The following is a 17,009-nucleotide window of genomic DNA, read 5'->3' as shown; positions in this document are numbered from 1 at the left end:
CTATATTGAAAATGCAAGAATTACTTTTTTGACTCAGTTAAGAGCTAAGAAAGTATTTCTTGCATTTTTGTTTTAACGATAGCGATTAATATCTTTGCTATAAATCGCCAAAATTATTCCTGCTTTAAATTTAATTTCAAAATCCTTGTGATTAATAAACTCATTTGAAGAAAAGAAATTAGGATATTCACTAGAGAAATTATTCAATTCATATCTAGCATCTAAAATAGAAAAATCTATTGTTTTTTCTAAATTGCCAAAGCCAATATACTTATATCCACTGCGATACTTAATTAAATACTTACCTGGGCTATAGAATTTAAATACATTCTGCTTATCAACCAGCTCAACTTGGTTTACAAATCGGCACAATTCTGGTCTTAAAAATGTAAAAATATTTACAAAAAAATGATCTAATCTGCCACCAGTAGCACCATAGATAAATAAATTATCGACGTGATAATCAGCCAATGCCGTTAAAAAAAGCTGCTCAGAATCAGTATAGTTTTTAATTGGCTGAGAATAACGCACATCTGGAATATCATTTAAAATAAGCTTTTCATCTTTTTTTAGAGAATCAAAATCACCAACTGCTACGTCTGGTAGAATATCCCATCTTTTGAGAAAGAGAGTACCACGATCACTAGCTAGAATTAAGTGACCGGCTATTTTAGCATCCCTAAAAATCTGTTCAATATTTTCAGGCCACTGCTCACTTGGACCACCTAATAATGCTACTGCTTGCATGAACTTATCACCTTATTCAATTTATTAATCTGTTCTGCTATAGGACCTCTTTTAAAAATATAGGAACCAGCCACATAAATATCAGCTCCTGCTTGAGTTACCTTACCAACAGTATCCTCGTCAATTCCACCATCAACCTCGATCGGAACTTGTCGTCCAGTTGTCGTTATCAATTCTCTAGCTTGCTTAATGCGGTCAATCGATTTTTCAATAAAGCTCTGTCCACCAAAACCTGGATAAACACTCATAATCAATAATTGATCGATCTTATCCAAAAATGGCTTAACTTTATCTACTGGCGTATCTGGTGAAATAACTAACCCTGCCTTTAATCCATGCTGATGAAGATAAGTTAGCCATGAATCAGGCTTATTAGTTGCTTCTAGGTGAAACTCTATTAAGTCAGCTCCTGCCTTTACAAAGGCAGGCAACACGACATCTAAATTATTACTCATTAAATGAACTTCAGCTTCTAAATTTGGAAACTGATTTTTAAAATTCTTAACTAATTCAGGTCCGTATGACAAATTGGGCACAAAATGTCCATCCATAATATCAATATGAAAGCGGCTAATCCCGCATTGGGCAGCCGCTTCAATATCATGTCCTAAATTCATATTATTTGCATTTAAGATTGATGGTGCAATCATTATTTAAAACCTCACTTTAAATACTCGGGCATGCGATTATCCGAAATCTCTTGCCTAATCTTTAAATAATCATCATATCTGCTTGAACTTATCTCGCCAGATTCAAGTAATTGCCTAACATTACACTTGGGTTCATGAATATGCTGACAACTTCTAAACTTACAACCACTACTTGCTTTAGAGAATTCATAAAAGCAATTAGCTAAATCGTTGAGCTTGATTTTATACAAATCTATAGCAGAAAATCCTGGTGTATCAGCAATAAAACCACTGCCATATTTAAAAAGTTGAACTTTTCTAGTAGTATGCTTACCACGATTTAATGCTGTCGAAATCTTACCTGTCGCTTGATTAGCTGTTTTTTCAAGTTTATTCAATAAAGTTGACTTACCGGCACCCGATTGACCAGCTAAGGTCCAGATAGTTTTTTCTTTAATTAAGTCAGGCAGCTTATCTTCTAAGTCTTTAGCACTAGTAAAAACACTATATCCTATCTTTGAATAATAGGATAGGCTTTGAATTATCTCTTCTAATTTATCCTTAGGTGCGATATCTGTTTTAGAAAGGTATATGCACACCTTGACGTCCTTCCAAGCAAAGAATGTCAAATACCTGTCTAATAATTCCGTTGAAAAATCCGGTTCGACGCTGGATATTACTAATAATACCTCAGCAACATTAGCCACTGCTGGGCGACCAATTTCATTTGAATGGGGTAAAATTTCAATTAAATAATTCATACCTTTATTATCTAACTGGATTACTACCCTATCACCAACTAGTGGCTTTTGCTTACGATCTCTAAAAACTCCTCGAGCACGTGTACGTACAATTCCTTGTTCGGTTTCTACATCATAATAACCAGAAATTGCTCCGACAATTGTACCTGTTACTTTTTTCATTATTTATCTATATCCTCATCTAATAGCGTCTTACCATCACGCACAATTTTAATATGACCTGCACCCTTACTTAAATTAAATGGAATTGAAAAGCTTTCATCTTTTGAAATATATAAGTCACGATAAATATTATCCAAAGAGTGACTTGCATCAGAAACATAAATTTGTACATGATTGCCTTTTTTATTATTGCTATCATCTTGTTGATACGGGATAGTAAATGACTTAGTTACTGTAATATCTTTGCTACTACTATCATGGTCATCACTATCGTCAGACTCTTCTTTGCCTTTAGAAATAGTTAAGCTTAAAGTTTCACCGCCATGAAGTTCAGTGCCTGCCTGTGGCGATTGCTTAATAACAGTATCTTTTTGTTTATCAGAATACTCTTGATTAATATTTAAGTTAAGATTATTGTCCCGTGCGTAATCTTGCGCACCTTTTAATGAATAACCAATTAAATCTCTTAGTTTTATTGTCGCAACACGATTTGGTGGCATTCCTTTAGAAACGATTAATTTAATCGTTGTCTTAGATGGATTCATCTTTTGACCTGGATCAATATCTTGAGAGATAACATTACCGTTAGCAGTAACGAAGGAGTAATCTTCATCTTTTTGAACTTTAAAGCCCAATTTTTTTAAGCGTTTTTGAGCAGATTGATAAGTTATTCCGGTCACATCAGGAACTAAAACGTAATGTTGTCCTTTAGAAACGATTAGATCAACTATTCTTCCAGATTTTAAGGTAGATCCGGAACTAGGTACAGACCTGACCACTCGACCCTTTTTTATCGAATTGGAATATTTTTTTGTAATGGTTCCTGCTTTTAGACCTGAAGAAGCAAGCTCTTGCCTAGCTTGAGTTGGAGTCATATTAGAGACATCAGGCACATTGACATCGTCTTTATGGTCTAAAGCCACAATTAGGGTAATCATTATCCCTAAAAAGGCTGCCATTGCAATGATCCACCACCATTTATGTTTCTTAATGTTATCCCACAAGCTTGGCTTAAGAGCAGAGGTAGTGTTTACTTTATCTTTAGAGTTATCCTCATTATTATCTGAAGCCTTGTCATGAACAGAACCATTTAAAGCTGGCAAAATTATCGTTTCATCTTGCTCAGGATCATGCTCAGGATTAAACGGTAATTCTCCTCTTCTGTCAGGGTCTAAGCTTGTATCTAGATCTTGTTTCATTTCTAAAACAGAGTTATAGCGATCATGTGGACTCTTAGCAGTAGCTTTTAAAACTACATTTTCAAGGGCTTGTGGAATTTTAGGATTTTGTGCTTTTAAAGATGGCGTTTTTTCTTGAAAATGCTTCAAAGCCACTGCTACAGCATTTTCACCAGTGAATGGAACCTTCCCCATTAATAGCTCATATAGGACGATCCCTAATGAATAAATGTCAGATTGTTTAGTAGCCATGCTACCACGAGCCTGTTCAGGTGACATATAGTGAACCGACCCCATTGCTGTATTAGTCTGGGTCATTGTACTTTGATTAAGTGCAACCGCAATACCAAAGTCTACAATTTTTATATTGCCTTTTTTATCCATCAAAATATTTTGTGGTTTTAGATCACGGTGAATGACGTTATGTCTATGAGCTAAATTCATCGCACTTAAAATTTGGTCCATAATGCTGATTACCTTTTCAAAAGGAATCGGCTTGTTTTTTTGAATATATTCTTCTAAATCGGGACCATCTACATACTCCATCACCAGATAATGGCGATTATGCTCACTGCCTACATCAAGGATAGATACAATATTTGGATGAGATAAGTCACTAGTTGACTGGGCTTCTCTTTGGAAGCGCTGAATTGTTTGCGGATCTTTTTGTAAATCTAATCGCAAAACCTTAACAGCTACTTTACGCTGCAAAATTATATCTTCTGCCAAATAAACATTAGCCATCCCACCTTCGCCTAAAACCGAAATGATTTTATAACGTCCCCCTAGCAGATAGCCTTTATCTATCACTATTTGTCAGCCTCCTTTTCTACATAGGCTAATAAACAGACAGTGATATTGTCACCACCTCCAAGGCGATTAGCTTCATTAATAAGCTTATTACAACGTTCTTTAAGAGTTAAATTCTTAGTCGCTAGGATCTGTTGAATTTGAGGATCAGTCAAAGAATTAGTTAGCCCATCTGTACATAATAAAAATATATCACCAGCATGAACTTCAAGATTATCAAATTCAGGATTGACTGTGCTTGATACCCCTAAAGTCTCAGTAATTATATTTTTTTGAGGATGATTGCGCGCTTGCTGTTCAGTAATTTCACCCATTTTTACTAATTCATTAACTAAAGAATGATCTTGTGTGATTTGCTTAAAGTCATTACTACCATATAGATACGCACGTGAATCACCCAAATGTGCGATTAAAACTTTTTCTTCAAAAGCTAAGGCTAAAACAACTGTTGTCCCCATTCCGTTTAAATCTGCAAAGCGATCAGCAGTTTCTAAGATTACCTCATTTTCTAATTTTAATTGCACCGTTAGCCACTTTTCAGCTAACTTCGGATCGGTAAAGTCTGTCTTAGAAAAATTATGACCTAAGTGGCTGACAGCCATAGTTGAAGCCACATCTCCACCTTGATGACCGCCCATACCATCACAAACTATTCCCATTACAATATCACTTTGATTTTTAAATACTTTTACAAAATCTTGATTCGTTTCACGAACGCGACCAATACTTGAAGCGTATGCTGTTTTAATCAAAATTATTTAACCTCTTTTTTTAATTTAGCAATAAAAAATCCATCGCTATTATATTCATCTGGAAAAATCCGCACCTGGTCTTTTCTAGGTAAATTACCCACCTGTATTGGAACTAAAGAAAAGTTAGGATGACGAGATAAGAAGGTATTAACAACGCCTTCATCTTCTTCCTTAGAAATAGTACAAGTTGAATATACTAGCTCTCCACCTGACTTTAGTAAGTCAGATACTTGATCCAAAATATCAAGTTGAATTTTACTTAAATTTCTAATATCAGCTAATGACTTCTCATACCTAATCTCAGGTTTTCTTTTTATTAAACCTAATCCAGAACAAGGTGCATCTACCAAAATTTTATCAAATTTTTCTTTATTAAAGTATTCTTGTGCTTTTCTTGCATCAAGTGCTTTAGTTTTTATTTTGTCACTTACTCCTAAGCGCTTAGCAGCTTTTTTAACTAATTTCAATTTATTTTCATGAATATCAAGTGCCACTACACTACCAGTAGTTAAGTTTTCGGCAATTTGAACTGTCTTACCTCCAGGAGCACTGCAAGCGTCTAATACTTCTTCTTGACCAGTAAAATCAAAAGCATCAACAGCTAAAGAGGATGCACTATCTTGAATTGTAATCTTCCCCTGCTTGAAAAGATCAGTATGGGCAATGCCTCCATGATTTAATAATAAGTTATGATTAGTTAACTTAGAAGTTTCATACTGATAGCCTTCTTGAATGATTTCATCTTCTATTTCACGATAAAATTCTGGTGCAACTGCTATCCTAACACTATTAGAAGCAGGTTGATTAGATGCAGAAAGAATACTTTGGGCTTTAGCTTCGCCAAAATTGTTAATTAAATATTCTACCAGCCATTCAGGAAATGATTCTTTGACACTTAAATAAGCAACTATATTATTTTTATCTGGTAAAATTTTTCCTTGACGATCTAATGAACGTAAAATTCCATTAACCATTCGGTAGGCACCAGAATTTCTTCTGCCATATTGCTTAGCCAATTTATTAGCTTCATCAAATATTGCATTTGTTGGTATCTTATCCAAGAAAAAATACTGGTAAGCCGACATTAATAGCAAGGGCTCAATAAATCTGTCCTTTAATTTTCCTTTGATCAATGGCTTTAACTGATATTCTAAAAATATTTTATATTGAATAGTCCCATAAACTATATTAGTAACTAAATTCTTATCAATTTCGCTCAAATCACCTTTTTGTAAGGCATTATTTAAAGCAATATTAGAATAAGATTTCTGCTTAAAGACCTTCATTAATATCTCTAAGGCTACTGAACGCGCATTAGTCATTAATAATTTTTTCTCCAATTTTAAAACGACTTCCCTGACCATTAGCGAAATCTTTAATATTCATTCTTTTCTTACCATTGGGCTGTACTTCAAGTAAATCCAATACACTTCCGCCAGCAAAAGCAAGTGCAAATCTCTTTTTATTAGAAACTAAGCTACCCGCAGGTAAATCAGTTTTATCTGGACTAACCTCAGCTTGCCAAACCTTAAGACGCTTATTATCAAAAAGCAAATAAGCACCTGGATCTGGATTAAGACCGCGAATCAAATTATTAGCCTGACTAGCAGTCATAGTCGTCTTAATTTGCTCTTGGTCTTTAGATATATTTGGTGAAAAGACGACTTTTTCTTCATCTTGAGGAACTTGAGTAATAGTATTATCAATAAACTTGGGTAAAGTATCAAGTAAGAGATCCCTACCAATAATACTTAATTTTTCAAATAGGGTACCACTATTGTCTTCTGGTTCAATCTTGATAGACTTTTGAGCATATATATCACCTGCATCCATTTTTTTGACCATTTGCATAATCGTAACACCCGTTTCAGCGTCACCATTGATAAGTGAATATTGAATTGGAGCGCCACCGCGATACTTTGGTAATAATGAGCCATGAACATTGACTGGTGCAATTTTAGCAGCATTCAAAAATTTAGTTGGCAAGAATTGACCATAAGCCGCAGTAATAATAAAATCAGGATTAATCTTAATTAATTCAGCCATTTCCTCGGATCCTGATAACTTAGCTGGTTGGTACACTGGCAAGTTATTAGCTTTAGCGGTTTGCTTAACAGAAGACTCATGTAAAACCTGCTTTCGACCAACCTTTTTATCTGGTTGAGTAACAACAGCTCTAATGTCATACTTGGCATCTATTAGTCCTTGCAAAACAACGCTCCCAAATTTTGGAGTTCCTAAAAATATAACTGATGGCATTATTTCAACTTCTTTCATTAAATTATTTTCTCTGGTTCATTATCAATATAAACATTTAAGCCCCGCTTTTTTGCTAATTGAGCATCATCTTGAATTTCATGCAAAATTTGATTTAAATGGGGCTCTTTCTTATATTTTACCAGGATTTGATAATAATATTGATTCTTAATTTTAGTAATACTACTAGGTGTTGGTCCTAATATAATTGTAGGTTGATGTAGCTTGGTCATTAGTTTTCTTTTTATCAAAAAGGCCTCCTTAGCTGCAGCTTGTTCATTTTTGGAAGCAATCGAAACTAATGTAGTAAAGAAAAACGGTGGGTAATTGCCTTGATAGCGTACTTGCATTTCGTGTCGATAAAAGGCTTCATAATCTTGACTTTGTGATAATTTAATCGCATAGTGTTCAGGATTATAAGTCTGTATTAACACTTGCCCAGTCTTGTCAGCTCGTCCTGCTCGCCCTGCTACTTGTGTCAATAAGTCAAACGTCTTCTCTGATGCATTGTAAGCAGGAATTTGCAATGATGTATCGGCATTAATAACTCCTACTAGAGTAACATTAGGGAAGTCTAACCCCTTTGCTATCATTTGAGTGCCTAAAAGAATGTTGGCATCCCCACGACCAAAGCTATCTAAAATTCGCTTATAGCTGCCTTTTTTTCTAGTAGTATCTACATCCATCCGCAGAATCTTAGCTTGTGGTACTAATTCGGTTATTTCTTCTTGTACTTTCTGCGTTCCAGTTCCTAAAAAACGGATCTTGCGACTATTACAACGAGGGCAAACTCTAGGAATACTTTCTGTATGACCACAATAATGACATTGCATTTGCTGAGTATCTTTGTGAAAAGTTAATGATATATCACAATTCGGACATTTTAAAACAAAACCACAATCTCTACACAACATAAAGCTAGCAAATCCGCGCCGATTTAACAGTAAAATAACTTGTTCTTTTTTAGCAATTTTTGCCTTAATCGCCTCAACTAACTCTACTGATAAATCAAACTGTCCCCCAGCAAATTCAACATGCTTTAAATCAATTAAATTAACTTCTGGCAAAGATTTTTTATTTGCTCGTTCATTTAATTTCAAAAGTTCATATAGCCCTTTTTGTGCCCTGGCTCTGCTTGCTAAAGATGGCGTAGCACTCCCTAGTACTAGCGGGCAATTGTGAAACTTACTACGTAAAATTGCCACATCACGCGCATGGTAACGTGGATTATCTTCTTGCTTATAGGAAGATTCATGTTCTTCATCAATAACAATCAACCCGATATTGTCTAATGGCGCAAAGATTGCACTTCGAGCACCAACAACCACTTGAGCTTCTTTGCGTCGAATACGTCGCCACTCATCATACTTTTCACCAGCTGACAATGCACTGTGAAGTACTGCAACACTAGAGCCAAATCTTTCCTTAACTTGGCGCACCATTTGTGGAGTCAAGGATATTTCAGGCACTAACATTAAGGCTGTTCGGTTACTATTCAGTGTCTCTTGAATAGCATGTAGATATACTTCAGTTTTTCCACTGCCAGTTATACCTTCTAATAAAAAAGTTTTACTCTTATTTTGATTGATAGCTGATTTAATTTCGTCAAAGGCAGATTGCTGGTCGTGATTAAGAGTGATTTTTTTGTGAAAGTCACTTTTTAAATGTTGAAGTGGATTACGGTAAACTTCAATTTCTTTTTTTAATAACCAACCTTTTTCAATCGCATTTTTTAACACAGCTGAGGAAATATTTAATTCTTCTTGCAACTGTTTACCACGCTTAGGATAAGCATTATAATCATTCAGAATGTCAAGCAGTAGAATTTGTTGCTTTTTTGCTGATTTACGCAAATTCTCGTAAATTTCAATAAATTCATTTTTTTCCTTGGCTAAATAAAAGACTGCTTCTGTTTTTTTATGGGCTTTATTTTCAACAATATATTCAACTTTTGCCTTATTTTGCCGCAATAACTTTTTGATAAAAACTATTTCCTTTAAATCAGTTACCTTATTCAAATCAATTGGTTCTCCTTGAAAATAAGGCATTTGCTTAGCTTCATCATCAATTGGAGCTAAAATCTTACGATAATTAGCTCGCATGACTTGCGGTAACATACTCTGTAAAATCGTAATCCGGTAAGAAAAAATATCTTGTGCCATTTTTTCAGATAATTTTACCAATTCTGGTGTTAATGGTGGCATTTCATCAACTACTAATAATAAGTCTTTTAACTTACCTTGAAAACTAGTAGTCTTACTCAATCCCACAACAAAGCCTTGAACTTTACGTCTTCCAAATGGCACAACCACACGTGAGCCAATTGCAACATCATCCAGTTGACTAGGTATATTATATTCAAAAATCCGATCAGTTTGTTTACTAGCTACATCAACGATAACTTGTGCAATCATTTAATCACCTAACAAAAAACCTCCATTGCCCCAAGGCAATGAAGGTAGATAATAATTATTATTAATCAAGACTTGCGTGATGTTCTGGATCAATTGTAACCTTGCCAGCAGCGATTTCTTCAAGTGCCTTACCAACTGCTTTATCAGACTTATAATGTTCTAAAGCTCCTGGAGCACCAGCTTGAATTTCATGAGCTCTCTTAGCAGCAAGTACTGATAGTGAATAACGTGAATCAATATGTGCTAATAATTTATCAATTGATGGATAAGTAATCTTCATAAATTAGTCCTCCTCAACCATATTACGATAGTCATCAATAACTCTAGGAACACGAACATGCTCTGCTTCTACAATTGACTTAATATGGTCAACAGCATTAGCTATAGTGTCGTTAACAACTGCATAATCGTAATCTTGCATCATTAAAATTTCCTTACGTGCTTGCTTCATTCGCATCGCAATTACTTGATCAGAGTCAGTACCACGTGTTACGATTCGATGCTTAAGCTCGTGTAAATCGGGTGGGGTTAAGAAAATAAAGACACCATCTGGCATTAGCTTACGAACCTGACGGGCACCATTGACATCAATTTCAAGTAAAACGTCCTTCCCCTCCTTAAGCATTTGCTTAACCGGAGCAAGTGGAGTCCCATAATGATTACCTACATAAGAGTTATATTCCAATAACTCATTGTTAGCAATCGCTTCTTGAAAACGATCTTCACTTACAAAGTAATAATCTTTACCATCTACTTCTCCCGGACGAGGCTTACGAGTAGTCATTGAAACCGAATATTCAAATGAAAAAATCTTCTGCTTTACCATAGCACTTTTAACGGTACCCTTACCAACTCCGGAAGGTCCAGAAAGAACTAATAATAATCCTTGACGTGTCATTTTATCTCCTAAACAATAATATGTAACAAGATAATACTACTTTAAAAATCAAGTTTGTGCAATAAGTTCATAGCCTATTATATAAAAAATTGCTCCTGCTAACAATTTGTGAAACAATTTTTATTCAATTTTTTCAAATAATTCACAAACCATTGGAGCCTGCGGATAAAATTGCTTCTCCTCTTGTTGATACGCAGCTGTAAAAAACTCATCATGGACTTTACGCCAATAACTATAACTTCTATCACCTTCGCCTTCATGATAAGCGTGCTCAGCTGAAATTAAATTATAGGGTATAATTTCTACAACTTTAGTTTGAATAACACAAACAGGAGTATCACTACTATTCAAAATTATATTATATTCTCCCACTTGAGCTACCGATTCATCCTTATCATATAATTCATAAGCCGATGTTGTAGCTGTCTTTATTTTTCGATTAACTAGGTCTGCTAGTTGATCTGCTTCTTCGTCATTTGACCCAAAAGACCATGCACTATATGGCGTGTGAACATCAATTCCATGTTTTTTGCAAAAGGTGCGCCAATATTCTTCTATCATACTATTCAACTCTTTACCATTATTCAAAGCTTCTCATCAAGTCAATTGCGTTTTGTTTAGCTGCAGCAGTTACATTTTGTCCGGCCATCATCTTAGCAATCGCTACAATGGCACCATTGTAATCAAGAGCAACTACATTAGTATAGGTCGCCCCATTTTCAACATTTTTAGTCACTGAATAACGATTATCAGCTGCAGCCGCAACCTGAGGAGAGTGGGTAATAGTAATTACCTGTTTATGTTCACCAATTGACTTCATTTTTTTGCCAATCGCGGCAGATACTCTACCAGATACACCGGTATCAATTTCATCAAAAATCATTGTCCCTGCCGGCTCTACCCGACTAAAAATTGTTTTCAAAGCTAATACTAAACGTGACTGCTCACCACCAGAGGCGATTTTTACTAATGGTCTAAGAGCTTCGCCTGGATTAGGTGCAATCATAAAAGTTATATAATCTGTGCCTAATTTGGTAAAGGTTTCAGTCTGCGCAATATCAATACCAAAGCGAGCCTTGTCCATATAAAGATCAGTCAATTCATGTTTAATCTTTGCTTCTAAGTTATGGGCTAATTTAATGCGCTCATGATTTAAATATTGAACTTGCTTAGTCATTTTTTCTTCTAGAGTCTTTACTTCTTCTTTCAGCTTTTCTTCATCAAGACCACCAGTAGAAAATTGCTTAAGCTCTTGTTGAACTTTAGCATAGAATTTAAAAACATCTTCTAAAGTTGGACCATATTTTTTCTTAAGTGTATTGAGCAGGCTGATGCGATTAACTACATATTGGTAGCGCTCTTCATCAAAATCCATCGAATCCATTAAATCACCTAACTCACTACGCGCATCATTTAATGAATAGACCCCATCGGTAAAGCTTTGAGCGAAATTTTGAAACTTTTTACCATAATCTCCTAAATCATCAGCAGCTGACTGTGCATCCCCTAAAAGAGTTGCTAAGCCATGCTCTTCATCATCATAAAGCTGCATAAAGTAATTCGCAGTATCAGCTATCTTTTGATAATTGCTTAGTTCATTAAATTCGTCCTCTAACTTTATGTCTTCTTCAGTATCTTCTAACTTAGCTTCCTCTAATTCTTTATTTTGAAATTCAAGAATATCTTGCTTTTGCGCTAGTTGCTGTGCATCTTCTCTAATTTGTCGTAGTCTTTTAGAGAGTTTTCTCCACTGATAAAAATTACTTTGATAATCTGCAAGCCTTTCTTTAAACTCAGCTCCTGCATAATCATCTACTAAATCAATCTGTCTATCTTGGTCCATTAAGATCTGGTTATCGTTTTGACCATGAATATCAACTAGACTCTTGCCGATTGATTTAAGAACATTAATCGTTGTTAATTGACCATTAATTCTTACTACATTACGACCCTTAATTGAAATTTCACGACTAATTACAATCTGGTTGTCATCATACGGTAAACCATATTCTTGACATAAGTCTTTGATACTATTATTTTTTTTATTAATTCCAAATAAGCCGGTAATGATTGCTTTCTTTTCTCCGGTTCTAATCATTTCGCTTTGAGCACGACTGCCCAAAAGCAGCGACACTGCATCAATTATAATTGATTTACCAGCACCTGTTTCACCGATTAAGGCAGTCATTTTTTCTTGAAAGCGCACTTTCAATGACTTGATAATAGCGAAATTTTGAATATCAAGTTCGATTAGCATTTTTCACCCTCTATAGTCCATCAACTGCTCTTTGCACTACTTCTTCAACACTGCCTGACCATAAAATTTGACCAGGATCTTTTAAATTTTTGCCTAAATGAATCAAAAATTCGATATTACCCTTGCCACCCTTGATTGGTGAGTAGTCTACTCCCAATACATTAAAGCCAATATCTGTGGCTTCTTGGATAGTATGTTCTACCACAGCCTGATGTACATTATGATCGTGTACAATTCCATGCTTGCCAACATTCTCCGGACCAGCTTCAAATTGTGGCTTTATTAAGCAGACAGCATCACATTGATCCTGCAAGATTTCATACATCGGCGGCATAATTAAATCTAAAGATATGAACGATACATCAGTCATAGCAAAGCTAGGCAATCCATCAGTAAAGTCAACTGGTTTACTATAACGAAAGTTTTGTTTTTCCATAACAATTACCCTAGGATCATCACGCAGCTTCCAAGCTAATTGATTATATCCAACATCCAGCGCGTAGACTAATTTTGCTCCATTTTGTAAAGCTACATCAGTAAAGCCACCAGTTGAAGCTCCAATGTCTAAGCAAATACGATCCTTAAGATCAATATTAAAAACTCTAAGTGCCTTCTCTAATTTGAAACCACCACGAGATACATATTTTTTGCCATCTTCTTTAATATAAAAGACTTCATCTTCTGAGAACTTTTCGCCACTTTTGTCAATTCTTTGATGATTGTGGTCACTAACTAAACCAGCCATGATTGCACGCTGAGCAGCAGTACGTGAATGAAAGAGTCCCTGTTCAAATAATAAAATATCTGCACGTTTCTTCTTTACCATTAGAGCACCTTTTCATAAATATTAAAGAATTCAGTTAATGTTTTCTCTTCAAAATCAGCTAAAGAATCCTTACCATCTGCAATCATCTTACGCAATTTATCACGACTAGCTTCTAAGCCTAAAAGAGTATAAGTATTATTTTTGCCTACGGCTTCATCCTTATGAGTCGCTTTACCAGCTTCTTCAGTTGTTTCGATTACATCCACCAAGTCATCATAAATCTGGTATGATCGGCCAAAATAATAGCTAAAGTCAGCTAATGCTTGCCTTTCGTTATCAGTAGCTTGCCCATAAATTGCGGCCATCTCAACGCTTGCTTTAATTAAGCATCCTGTCTTAAGCCATTCCATCTTATTAATAAAATGAGCATCATCTTTAACCGAATCATTGTTAGTTGAATCAATATCAAGATATTGACCACCAACCATTCCGTTCGGACCAACAGCACGAGTAATTATTTCAACTAATTCAGACATTTTACCACCTTGAGCGATCCACTGTATCCCCATTGGCAGTAAAGCATCTCCCGCTAAGATTGCCTCTGCTTCACCCCATTTTTTATGTGAGGTTAAACGCCCCCTACGATAATCATCATTGTCCATTGCCGGCAAGTCATCATGGATCAATGAATATGTATGTATCAGCTCAATTCCACATGCAATTCTGATTTCTTCTGCTGTAATAGGCTTAGCTAAGGTATGTAAAGTAGCTAAAAATAAAAGCGGTCGTAACCTTTTTCCACCTGCCATAACTGAATATGACATTATCTTGCTAAGCTTGGGATCAACTATTTCATTAATTAGATGTTCTTCTAAAAAGCTATTAATTTGCGGTGTGTATTTTTTTTGAAATTCTTTAAAGTTCATTATTTTTCCTCTGGAGCTGCAGAATCAGTAGGATCGAGCTCTTGTTCACTGCCATCACGATTGATAAGTTTAGCAACAGTTTGCTCAGCTTGAGTTAATTTGCTTTCCAAATCATGACTTAATTTTATTCCTGTTTGGAACTCTGATAGAGCATCTTCAAGTGCTACATTACCATTTTCTAATTTAGTAACTATTTCTTGCAGTTGATTTAATTCTTCTTCAAAATTATTCTTTTTTGCCATCTTTATTTCTCCTAATTTCTGTTACTTGTGCCTGAGCAATGCCATCTTTAAACCTTAAATTAATTACTTCACCTATTCTTAATTGGCTTACTTGTGTAATTGTTGTGCCTGCTTCATTAGAGGTATAAACATATCCTCTACTTATTGCCTTTAATGGGCTATTATCATCTAATTTTTGAATTTGACTAGCCAATTGATGACGCCTGTTTTGAAGGTAAATAGCCATAGCTCTTTGCAAGTTAGTAGTTAAATATTTTAACTGCTGCTTGTTTTCTTTTAAGCTTTTATCAGGATTAACAGATTTTAAACGTTGATGCAATAACTGATATTGGCTAATTTTTTCTTTAAAGAGATTACGCTGAGCCTGTAGTAAGCGTTGCTTTAAGATATCTACATCTTGAGCATATTGGTCATAAAGCCTAGTTGGCTCTTTAAAAATAGAACTATTATTCAGATATTCAACTTGCTTACGTTTTTGTGTAATAATTGCTTGCATGCCAGCATAAAGATGAGCTCGCAGCTGATTTATTTGCGTCAATACATCAGCTAAGTTGGGCGTTGCCACTTCAGCAGCAGCAGTTGGAGTAGCTACTCTTTGATCTGCTACTAAATCTGCTAAAGTAGTATCTGTTTCATGACCTACTGAAGAAATAACCGGTATTGCCATATCATATATCTGACGCACTACAATCTCTTCGTTAAATGGCCATAAATCTTCTAAAGATCCTCCACCACGACCAATAATCACCACATCATACTTATTACCTGCGGCTTGTATCTGCTTTAAAGAATCAACTATCGTGCCTGCTGCATCGCTACCCTGAACTTTTGAGGGGAAAAGATCAATTTCAGCATGGGGAAAGCGACGATTGGCAGTAACCATAATATCGTGGATAACTGCTCCAGAAGCACTAGTTACAACAGCAATTTTATCAGGGAATTTAGGAATTGGCTTTTTATGATTAATATCAAATAAGCCTTCCTTACTAAGTTTTTCTTGAAGTTGTCGTAGTTGTTCATATAATGCGCCTAACCCAGCTGGCTCCATAGTTTCAGCGTAAAACTGGTATGCTCCTTGTTTTTCATAAGTGCTAACATAGCCAGATACATAAACTTTCATACCTTCTTCGGGCTTAAATTTCAGCTTATCAAAGTACTGCCTAAACATTACCACATTGATTTTAGACTTTTCATCCTTTAGAGAAAAATACTGGTGCGAATGGATCCTATTTCTAAAATTAGACAATTCCCCTTGCAAGAAAACCTTGTGCAAGTAAGGATCGTTTTTGAATTTTTGTGATATATAAAAATTCAGATCACTTACCGATAAATATACTTGACTATCTGTCATTTTGCATCCTCGTCAATATAACAACTTGCTTCATTAGACTAGCTACTGTCAATGGTCCTACTCCTCCTGGAACAGGAGTAATAGCGCTGGCTTTAGGTACAATTTCATTATACTCGACATCACCCATTAAATGACCGTTTTCTCTATTCATTCCAACATCAATTATTACTACCCCATCTTTAACCATATTGCCGGTAACTAAATGAGGACGTCCAACGTCAGAAACAATGATGTCAGCTGCTTTAGTTAGCTCACTTAAATTCGTAGTCTTTGAATGAGCCATTGTTACGGTTGCATTTCTATTAAGCAATTCTGCTGCTGCCGGTTTACCTACTATTGTGCTACGTCCAATTATTAAAGTATTTTTGCCTTCAACATTGATATTGTATTCATCAATTAATGTCATAATAGCACGAACAGTTGCTGGAACAATATTATCTTTGCCTTGCCAGAGTTTACCTTGGTTAAATGGATGAAAACCATCTACATCTTTAATAGGATCAATAGTATCAAAGATTTTTGTTTCATCAATATGTTCTGGAACAGGTAATTGTACCATGATTCCATTAACTTTAGGATCCTTATTCAATTTTTTTAATTCATTTAAAAGACTTTCTTGAGTAATTTCTTTTGGAAAATGAAGTGCCCGCTCATTAATACCAACCTCTTTGGCTAATTTTCTTTTTAAGCGTAAATAAATTTTGCTTGCTGGGTCATCTCCCACTTCAATTACACAAATTGTTGGGAAGATACCTTGAGATTTTAGACTTTCAACATCTTTTTTAATATTCTCTTTAATCTTAGCTGCTAGCTTTTTCCCGTTTAAAATTATTGCCATTAATTATTCACCTCGTAAAAAA

At 35.2% G+C, this 17,009-nt stretch carries 17 protein-coding genes; all 17 read right to left on the bottom strand.

What is annotated here, in order from left to right; translation table 11 throughout:
• Positions 1-72: 72 nt before the first annotated feature.
• The 17 genes from J2Z60_RS00495 to J2Z60_RS00415 all read right to left on the bottom strand — a co-directional run bounded on the left by J2Z60_RS00495 (position 73) and on the right by J2Z60_RS00415 (position 16,987).
• A complete protein-coding gene (locus tag J2Z60_RS00495; protein ID WP_209685276.1) occupies positions 73-747 on the bottom strand; it encodes a thiamine diphosphokinase in 675 nt (224 codons plus the stop codon).
• Positions 735-1,397 carry a ribulose-phosphate 3-epimerase gene (gene rpe, locus J2Z60_RS00490; protein WP_209685274.1) on the bottom strand — a complete coding sequence of 221 codons (663 nt, stop codon included), beginning with the start codon at positions 1,395-1,397 and terminating at the stop codon, positions 735-737. Before rpe ends, J2Z60_RS00495 begins: the two co-directional genes overlap by 13 nt.
• 11 nt (positions 1,398-1,408) lie before the next feature.
• Positions 1,409-2,299, bottom strand: a complete 891-nt coding sequence (rsgA, locus tag J2Z60_RS00485) for a ribosome small subunit-dependent GTPase A (RefSeq protein WP_209685271.1) — start codon at positions 2,297-2,299, stop codon at positions 1,409-1,411.
• On the bottom strand, positions 2,299-4,287 hold the full coding sequence (gene pknB / locus J2Z60_RS00480) for a Stk1 family PASTA domain-containing Ser/Thr kinase (protein ID WP_342590236.1): 1,989 nt from the start codon (positions 4,285-4,287) through the stop codon (positions 2,299-2,301). The genes rsgA and pknB overlap by 1 nt, the downstream gene beginning before the upstream one ends.
• Positions 4,287-5,039 (bottom strand): Stp1/IreP family PP2C-type Ser/Thr phosphatase, encoded by a 753-nt coding sequence (locus tag J2Z60_RS00475; RefSeq protein ID WP_209685268.1) that lies wholly within the window; start codon positions 5,037-5,039, stop codon positions 4,287-4,289. The genes pknB and J2Z60_RS00475 overlap by 1 nt, the downstream gene beginning before the upstream one ends.
• Positions 5,040-5,041: 2 nt before the next feature.
• Positions 5,042-6,361: a 16S rRNA (cytosine(967)-C(5))-methyltransferase RsmB gene (rsmB, locus tag J2Z60_RS00470; protein ID WP_209685266.1), complete on the bottom strand. Its 1,320-nt coding sequence runs from the start codon at positions 6,359-6,361 to the stop codon at positions 5,042-5,044.
• The gene (gene fmt / locus J2Z60_RS00465; protein ID WP_209685829.1) at positions 6,354-7,298 is read right to left on the bottom strand and encodes a methionyl-tRNA formyltransferase; all 945 of its coding nucleotides are present in this window, start codon (positions 7,296-7,298) and stop codon (positions 6,354-6,356) included. The genes rsmB and fmt overlap by 8 nt, the downstream gene beginning before the upstream one ends.
• A 17-nt stretch (positions 7,299-7,315) precedes the next feature.
• Positions 7,316-9,709 carry a primosomal protein N' gene (gene priA, locus J2Z60_RS00460; protein WP_209685263.1) on the bottom strand — a complete coding sequence of 798 codons (2,394 nt, stop codon included), beginning with the start codon at positions 9,707-9,709 and terminating at the stop codon, positions 7,316-7,318.
• Positions 9,710-9,770: 61 nt separating this feature from the next.
• On the bottom strand, positions 9,771-9,989 hold the full coding sequence (gene rpoZ / locus J2Z60_RS00455) for a DNA-directed RNA polymerase subunit omega (protein WP_209685261.1): 219 nt from the start codon (positions 9,987-9,989) through the stop codon (positions 9,771-9,773).
• A gap of 3 nt (positions 9,990-9,992) precedes the next feature.
• Positions 9,993-10,607 carry a guanylate kinase gene (gmk, locus tag J2Z60_RS00450; RefSeq protein WP_209685259.1) on the bottom strand — a complete coding sequence of 205 codons (615 nt, stop codon included), beginning with the start codon at positions 10,605-10,607 and terminating at the stop codon, positions 9,993-9,995.
• Between the two features lie 120 nt (positions 10,608-10,727).
• Positions 10,728-11,177, bottom strand: a complete 450-nt coding sequence (locus J2Z60_RS00445; RefSeq protein ID WP_209685827.1) for an ASCH domain-containing protein — start codon at positions 11,175-11,177, stop codon at positions 10,728-10,730.
• Between the two features lie 10 nt (positions 11,178-11,187).
• The gene (gene recN, locus J2Z60_RS00440; RefSeq protein WP_209685256.1) at positions 11,188-12,864 is read right to left on the bottom strand and encodes a DNA repair protein RecN; all 1,677 of its coding nucleotides are present in this window, start codon (positions 12,862-12,864) and stop codon (positions 11,188-11,190) included.
• A 10-nt stretch (positions 12,865-12,874) separates the two neighbouring features.
• A complete protein-coding gene (locus J2Z60_RS00435; RefSeq protein WP_209685254.1) occupies positions 12,875-13,690 on the bottom strand; it encodes a TlyA family RNA methyltransferase in 816 nt (271 codons plus the stop codon).
• On the bottom strand, positions 13,690-14,556 hold the full coding sequence (locus J2Z60_RS00430) for a polyprenyl synthetase family protein (RefSeq protein ID WP_209685252.1): 867 nt from the start codon (positions 14,554-14,556) through the stop codon (positions 13,690-13,692). The genes J2Z60_RS00435 and J2Z60_RS00430 overlap by 1 nt, the downstream gene beginning before the upstream one ends.
• Positions 14,556-14,798, bottom strand: coding sequence for an exodeoxyribonuclease VII small subunit (locus tag J2Z60_RS00425; RefSeq protein WP_209685249.1), 243 nt, complete (start codon positions 14,796-14,798; stop codon positions 14,556-14,558). Before J2Z60_RS00425 ends, J2Z60_RS00430 begins: the two co-directional genes overlap by 1 nt.
• Entirely contained in the window at positions 14,782-16,149 is a 1,368-nt protein-coding gene (gene xseA / locus J2Z60_RS00420; RefSeq protein WP_209685247.1) for an exodeoxyribonuclease VII large subunit, read from the bottom strand. Before xseA ends, J2Z60_RS00425 begins: the two co-directional genes overlap by 17 nt.
• Positions 16,139-16,987 (bottom strand): bifunctional 5,10-methylenetetrahydrofolate dehydrogenase/5,10-methenyltetrahydrofolate cyclohydrolase, encoded by an 849-nt coding sequence (locus J2Z60_RS00415; protein ID WP_209685244.1) that lies wholly within the window; start codon positions 16,985-16,987, stop codon positions 16,139-16,141. The genes xseA and J2Z60_RS00415 overlap by 11 nt, the downstream gene beginning before the upstream one ends.
• Positions 16,988-17,009 lie beyond the last annotated feature (22 nt).

Origin of the sequence: Lactobacillus colini, from assembly GCF_017874575.1 — a bacterium.
Classification (GTDB): Bacteria; Bacillota; Bacilli; order Lactobacillales; family Lactobacillaceae; genus Lactobacillus; species Lactobacillus colini.
This window is presented reverse-complemented; position numbering and strand designations above follow the sequence as displayed.

Bases quoted from the DNA above. Each gene is read 5' to 3' on its own strand.
- J2Z60_RS00495 (WP_209685276.1), bottom strand. From the start codon at position 747: ATGCAAGCAGTAGCATTATTAGGTGGTCCAAGTGAGCAGTGGCCTGAA.
- rpe (WP_209685274.1), bottom strand. From the start codon at position 1,397: ATGATTGCACCATCAATCTTAAATGCAAATAATATGAATTTAGGACAT.
- rsgA (WP_209685271.1), bottom strand. From the start codon at position 2,299: ATGAAAAAAGTAACAGGTACAATTGTCGGAGCAATTTCTGGTTATTAT.
- rsmB (WP_209685266.1), bottom strand. From the start codon at position 6,361: ATGACTAATGCGCGTTCAGTAGCCTTAGAGATATTAATGAAGGTCTTT.
- fmt (WP_209685829.1), bottom strand. From the start codon at position 7,298: ATGCCATCAGTTATATTTTTAGGAACTCCAAAATTTGGGAGCGTTGTT.
- priA (WP_209685263.1), bottom strand. From the start codon at position 9,709: ATGATTGCACAAGTTATCGTTGATGTAGCTAGTAAACAAACTGATCGG.
- rpoZ (WP_209685261.1), bottom strand. From the start codon at position 9,989: ATGAAGATTACTTATCCATCAATTGATAAATTATTAGCACATATTGAT.
- gmk (WP_209685259.1), bottom strand. From the start codon at position 10,607: ATGACACGTCAAGGATTATTATTAGTTCTTTCTGGACCTTCCGGAGTT.
- recN (WP_209685256.1), bottom strand. From the start codon at position 12,864: ATGCTAATCGAACTTGATATTCAAAATTTCGCTATTATCAAGTCATTG.
- J2Z60_RS00435 (WP_209685254.1), bottom strand. From the start codon at position 13,690: ATGGTAAAGAAGAAACGTGCAGATATTTTATTATTTGAACAGGGACTC.
- J2Z60_RS00430 (WP_209685252.1), bottom strand. From the start codon at position 14,556: ATGAACTTTAAAGAATTTCAAAAAAAATACACACCGCAAATTAATAGC.
- J2Z60_RS00425 (WP_209685249.1), bottom strand. From the start codon at position 14,798: ATGGCAAAAAAGAATAATTTTGAAGAAGAATTAAATCAACTGCAAGAA.
- xseA (WP_209685247.1), bottom strand. From the start codon at position 16,149: ATGACAGATAGTCAAGTATATTTATCGGTAAGTGATCTGAATTTTTAT.
- J2Z60_RS00415 (WP_209685244.1), bottom strand. From the start codon at position 16,987: ATGGCAATAATTTTAAACGGGAAAAAGCTAGCAGCTAAGATTAAAGAG.